The following is a 4,843-nucleotide window of genomic DNA, read 5'->3' on the forward strand; positions in this document are numbered from 1 at the left end:
CCCGGCATGGTCGTGCAGATGGTGTCGGTCGGTGAGGAGTCCGGCTCGATCGACACGATGCTGGCCCGCGTCGCCGACTTCTACGACGCCGAGATCGACGCGACCGCGGACGCCCTGACCTCGCTCATCGAGCCGATGCTCATCACCGTGCTCGGCGTGGTGGTCGGCGGCATGGTCGTCGCGCTGTACATGCCGATCTTCGCGATCGCCACGACGATGAAGTGATCATTCGCGTTCCAGCGGACAGGGGAGGGATCGGCGCTGCCGGTTCCTCCCCTTTCTGGGTATAAGCGTTTCACGCATTCGTTCATATTCTATTCATGGCCCGATTCCCGGGTGCACGGATCATCTCTCCCGGAACGGAAGACCACCGGACATGTCCATCGCCACCGCCCTCGAGTCCCGGCGCGCGCTCCTGCGCGAGCGGGAGGCCGGCTTCACGCTGATCGAGCTCCTCGTCGTCGTGATCATCATCGGCATCCTCGCCGCGATCGCGATCCCCGTGTACATCGGCGTCCAGAACAACGCGAAGGACGCGCAGGCCCGGTCGGACCTCGGCGCGGCCCGCACGGCCTACTTCGCGTATGCGACTGCCCAGCAGAAGGCGCCCGTGAAGGCCTCTTTCGCCACGGACCTCAAGGACTACGGCTACGCCGCGAGCGGGTACCGCTCGGGCGCCGCTCCCACGATGGTGAGCGGCACGACCGCCACGTTGTGCCTCACTGCGACGAGCGATACCGCCACCGTCTACTACATCAAGGAGACCGGCGCGGCGAGCACGACCGTCTGCACCTGATCCGCAGCTCATCGACGAAGAGGCGGGCGGCTCCCCGGAGCCGCCCGCCTCTTCGTCGTTGCGAGCCGCGAACGGGGGGTGTTTCGCTCGCGTGTCGGGCAGGGCGCCCGCAGCATCCTGATGCCACGCCGCTCCCGCAGGACATGCACATCCTGCGGCCCGCTCTCTGGGGCCACTGAACGGCCTGAACACCCCTACTCGGGGTATTCAAAAGCAATTCGCGCGTCTTTACCTTTCTCTTATCACCGATTCGAATTCAGAACCGGGATGACTCCACTCCACCTCCTGAAACGGGAAACCAACACACATGTCCATCACCACCGCCCTCAAGGCCCGCCGTGAGCAGCTCGACGACCGCGAGGCCGGCTTCACGCTGATCGAGCTCCTCGTCGTCGTGATCATCATCGGCATCCTCGCCGCGATCGCCATCCCGGTGTACATCGGCGTCCAGAACAACGCCAAGGACTCCGCGCTCAAGTCGGACCTCACCAACGCGAAGACCGCGTACATCGCGTACGTCGCCGACAAGGGTGTCGTCCCGCCGAACGGCATCAGCGACCTGACCAACTACGGCTACGCGTCGAGCGGCTACACCGGGACCGGCGCGCTGACGCCGTCGATCAAGTCCGGCAACACCGCCACCACGTTCTGCATCAGCGGCAAGAGCAACGCGGGCAACGGGTTCAACGTCACGGACAGCACGCCGGTCGCCGCCGGCGTCTGCTAGTCCCTTCGGGTCCGGCCGGAGCGCTCAGCGCTCCGGCCGGACCGTCCGTTCCCCGCAACACATGACGAAGGACCCGCGATGATCCGCCTCCTCGAAGCCCTCCGGTCCAAGCGGACCGACGAGGGCTTCAGCCTTGTCGAGGTGGTCGTCGCGATGGTGATCCTCGGGCTCCTCGCGACCGGCATCTCGGCCGGCGCCGGGCTCGTCATCCGCATGACCGCGGACAACCGATCACGCCAGATCGCCGTGAACCTGGCCGAGCAGCAGCTCGACATCGACCGCGGCATCCTCGATCCGTTCGAGATCCATCCCTTCGGTCCGGGCGAGACGCTCCCCGCGAAGCAGCAGGTCGTCTCCGGCCGCACCTACACGACCACCCAGAAGACCTCGCTCAAGACCGTCGACGGCTCGGACATCTCCTGCGGCAGCGGGAAGACCATCTACTACCGCAGCATCGGCGTCGCGGTCGACTGGTCCGGGCGGCTCCCGACCACGAACCCGGTGACCAGCGAGACGGTGATCTCCCCGAACGGCCGCATCAACGACGCCTCCACCGGCTCGATCGCGGTGCTGGTCAGGGGCTCCGCCGGCACCGGCGAAGCCGGCGTGACGGTGTCGATCACCCCCGTCTCCGCCTCGGCCACCACGCTGCAGACCCAGCCCGTCCCCACCGATGTCGAGGGCTGCACCTACGCGCTGGGCATCGTGCCGGGCACCTACCGGGTCTCGATCAGCCGGAACGGTTCGATCGATCCTTCGCAGAACCCAGCGCCGAGCACCGACCTGCAGGGCAACGTGACCGTCACCGCGGGCTCGACCTCGCCGGTCAACTTCACCTACGACCAGGCGGCGACCTTCCCCGTCGGGTACCGACCGGCCAACGCCGTCCTCCCGACGAAGCTTCCTGTCACCTTCCTCAGCATCGGGTCCCCGTACGCGTCGTCGAGCTCGACGGCGGCGCCGTCCTCCGTCTCCCTCTACCCGTACGCCTCCGGCTACACCGCGATCGCAGGCGCCGAGGCCGACCCGGTCACCGGAAGGACCACCTGCGCTGCTCAGGATCCGGCGGCTTGGCCGGCGGGCACCTATGCCGGCAAGAAGGTCGGGGCGGGAGTTCGAGGATCCACCGCGACCGCCGATCCCGGCGCCACCGCCGCAGCGCCGGGCCTGACCGTGCCGGTGGGCACCTTCACGGTCCGGTCGACGACCCCCTTGTACCTCACCGCCGTCGCGCAGAGCTCGACGACGAACGGTCAGCCCGCGTGCGACAGCCCGCAGACGTTCACGTTCTCCACGTTCTCGACCAGCGCCACAGTGACGCTCGCGCTGCCGTACGGCTCGTACAAGCTGTCCTCGAGCGTCGTCAGCGGCGGAACGCTGCTGCCGATCGGTGCGCTCCTCGGGCTCGCACCGGTGACGGACCCCGTGAACGGCGTCCTGGCGTCCTTCGACCCGATGAGCAGCACGCTCACGCTCGACCCGAGGCCTGCGTCGTGAGCACCGGACGCCGAATCGCGGACGCGGACGCCGGCCTCACGATGGTCGAGCTGATCGTCGCGAGCACCGTCGGACTGCTGCTGCTCAGCCTGATGGGCACGATGTTCGTGCAGATCACCCGCACGGTAAGCGACGCGCAGCTCACGAAGGCGGCCACCGCGATCGCGTGGAACGTCGCCGATGAGATCACCCGCGTGGTCCGCCAGGGCGTCCGCGTCACCACGTCCTCCTCCACGACGGAGGGCGCCGTCGTCGCGGGTTCCAGCCCGACCTCGCTGATTATCGACTCGAACGTCGACGCGGCTGTCACCCCCGGGCTGACCTCGATCGCGCCGACCCGGGTCACCTTCACGGTGAACGCGGCCGGGAACCTCATCGAGAGCCGGCAGGCGTCGACCCTGACGAGCGGCTACTTCGCGTTCGGCGCATCGACGACACGCGCGGTGAACGGCCCCATCTCCACCGCAGGCACGGGTACCGACGCGCTCTTCGTCTACTGGACGGGGCCGAACGACGCGCCGGTGCAGGTCGTGCCGTCGTCCGGCGGGCTCACGGCCGCGCAGGCGATCCAGGTCAACGCGGTCACCGTGAACGTGTCGGTCGACGTCGCGCGGTCCACCGGCGCGGACCCCGTGAAGCTCACCAACAAGGTCACGATGCCGAACATCGCGATCGTCACCGGAGGCAACTGATGCTGCGAGCGATGCTGCGTCGCCGGGCAGCCGGCGATCGCGACGGGGGAGCGGCGCTCGTCGCCGTCGTCTGCCTGAGCGCGATCATGCTCGTCATCCTGGCGACGGCGCTCACGGGCGCGAGTTCAGGCCTGCGGCAGGCGAGCGCTGCGCAGAGCTCGGCGCGCGCTCTCGACGCGGCATACGCCGGTGTGCAGGACTACATCGCGAAGCTCAATGCCGACTCGACCTATCCGCAGTACGGCAACACCGCCGCGGACTTCTCCAGCCGCAGCACCTTCACGCAGCCCGCCCCCGCGAACCCGGCCTTCGGCGTCGGCGCGGCCGGGACCTGGTCGACCGTCCCCGGCTCCACGACCGGCGCGACCTTCCGCTACGAGGTCGACAACTCGCTCTACGGCACGAGCGGCCTGCTGCGCATCCGGGCGACCGGCCGCTTCGGAGCGTTCACGAAGACCGTCGTCGCGAGCATCCAGCAGCAGGGCTTCATCAACTACCTCTACTTCACGAACTTCGAGACGCAGGACCCGCAGCTCACCGGCGCCGGCCCCTGCGACCGATACCTCTGGGGCACCCCGGCTCGCAGCACCACGACCTGCTCGACGATCCAGTTCGGCCCCCGCGACACGCTGCAGGGGCCGGTGCGCTCCAACGACACCATCACGGCGTGCGGCGCGACGTTCAACGGCCCGGTCACCTCCTCCAGCACGACCTCGCCGATCGTCGCCAGGCCCTCGACGTGCACATCGACGACGTACTACAACGCCGGCGTCGCGACGTACCTGCCCGTGCTGTCGATGCCGGAGACGAACTCGTCCATGCGCGCGCAGACCTACTCCGACGTCGCCACCAACCCAGGGTGCCTCTACACGGGTCCGACGCAGATCACCCTCAACACGAACGGCACGATGACCGTGGTGTCACCCTGGAGCGAGGCGACCGTCACCACCGCGGACGGTCTCTCGGGAACCGCGCCGAACGCCTGCGGGCAGCTGAAGGACCTGCATTCGACCAAGGGCGCGACCGTACCGGTCCCCGCGAACAACCTCATCTACGTCCAGTCCATCCCGATCGGGACCGCTGACGTCAACTACACCCCGGCCACGGCGAACACCACGGCGACGACCTCGG

General features: G+C 68.3%; 5 protein-coding genes and 1 pseudogene. All 6 read left to right on the forward strand.

The window, feature by feature from the left end; translation table 11 throughout:
* On the forward strand, window positions 1–225 hold a 225-nt coding region (locus tag ACFE60_RS17665), incomplete at its 5' end, for a type II secretion system F family protein (protein ID WP_375390168.1).
* Between the two features lie 151 nt (window positions 226–376).
* The gene (locus ACFE60_RS17670) at window positions 377–796 is read left to right on the forward strand and encodes a type II secretion system protein (RefSeq protein ID WP_375390169.1); all 420 of its coding nucleotides are present in this window, start codon (window positions 377–379) and stop codon (window positions 794–796) included.
* A 307-nt stretch (window positions 797–1,103) separates the two neighbouring features.
* Window positions 1,104–1,523 carry a type II secretion system protein gene (locus ACFE60_RS17675; protein ID WP_375390170.1) on the forward strand — a complete coding sequence of 140 codons (420 nt, stop codon included), beginning with the start codon at window positions 1,104–1,106 and terminating at the stop codon, window positions 1,521–1,523.
* A gap of 78 nt (window positions 1,524–1,601) precedes the next feature.
* The gene (locus ACFE60_RS17680; RefSeq protein WP_375390171.1) at window positions 1,602–3,020 is read left to right on the forward strand and encodes a prepilin-type N-terminal cleavage/methylation domain-containing protein; all 1,419 of its coding nucleotides are present in this window, start codon (window positions 1,602–1,604) and stop codon (window positions 3,018–3,020) included.
* Entirely contained in the window at window positions 3,017–3,712 is a 696-nt protein-coding gene (locus ACFE60_RS17685; protein ID WP_375390172.1) for a type II secretion system protein J, read from the forward strand. Before ACFE60_RS17680 ends, ACFE60_RS17685 begins: the two co-directional genes overlap by 4 nt.
* A gap of 11 nt (window positions 3,713–3,723) precedes the next feature.
* Window positions 3,724–4,843 (forward strand): annotated as a pseudogene (locus ACFE60_RS17690) (hypothetical protein); the annotation flags it as partial.

Source organism: uncultured Amnibacterium sp. (assembly GCF_964245895.1).
Classification (GTDB): Bacteria; Actinomycetota; Actinomycetes; order Actinomycetales; family Microbacteriaceae; genus Amnibacterium.

Excerpts from the sequence above, each read along its gene's own strand:
- ACFE60_RS17675 (WP_375390170.1), top strand. The coding sequence starts at position 1,104 with ATGTCCATCACCACCGCCCTCAAGGCCCGCCGTGAGCAGCTCGACGAC.
- ACFE60_RS17680 (WP_375390171.1), top strand. The coding sequence starts at position 1,602 with ATGATCCGCCTCCTCGAAGCCCTCCGGTCCAAGCGGACCGACGAGGGC.
- ACFE60_RS17670 (WP_375390169.1), top strand. The coding sequence starts at position 377 with ATGTCCATCGCCACCGCCCTCGAGTCCCGGCGCGCGCTCCTGCGCGAG.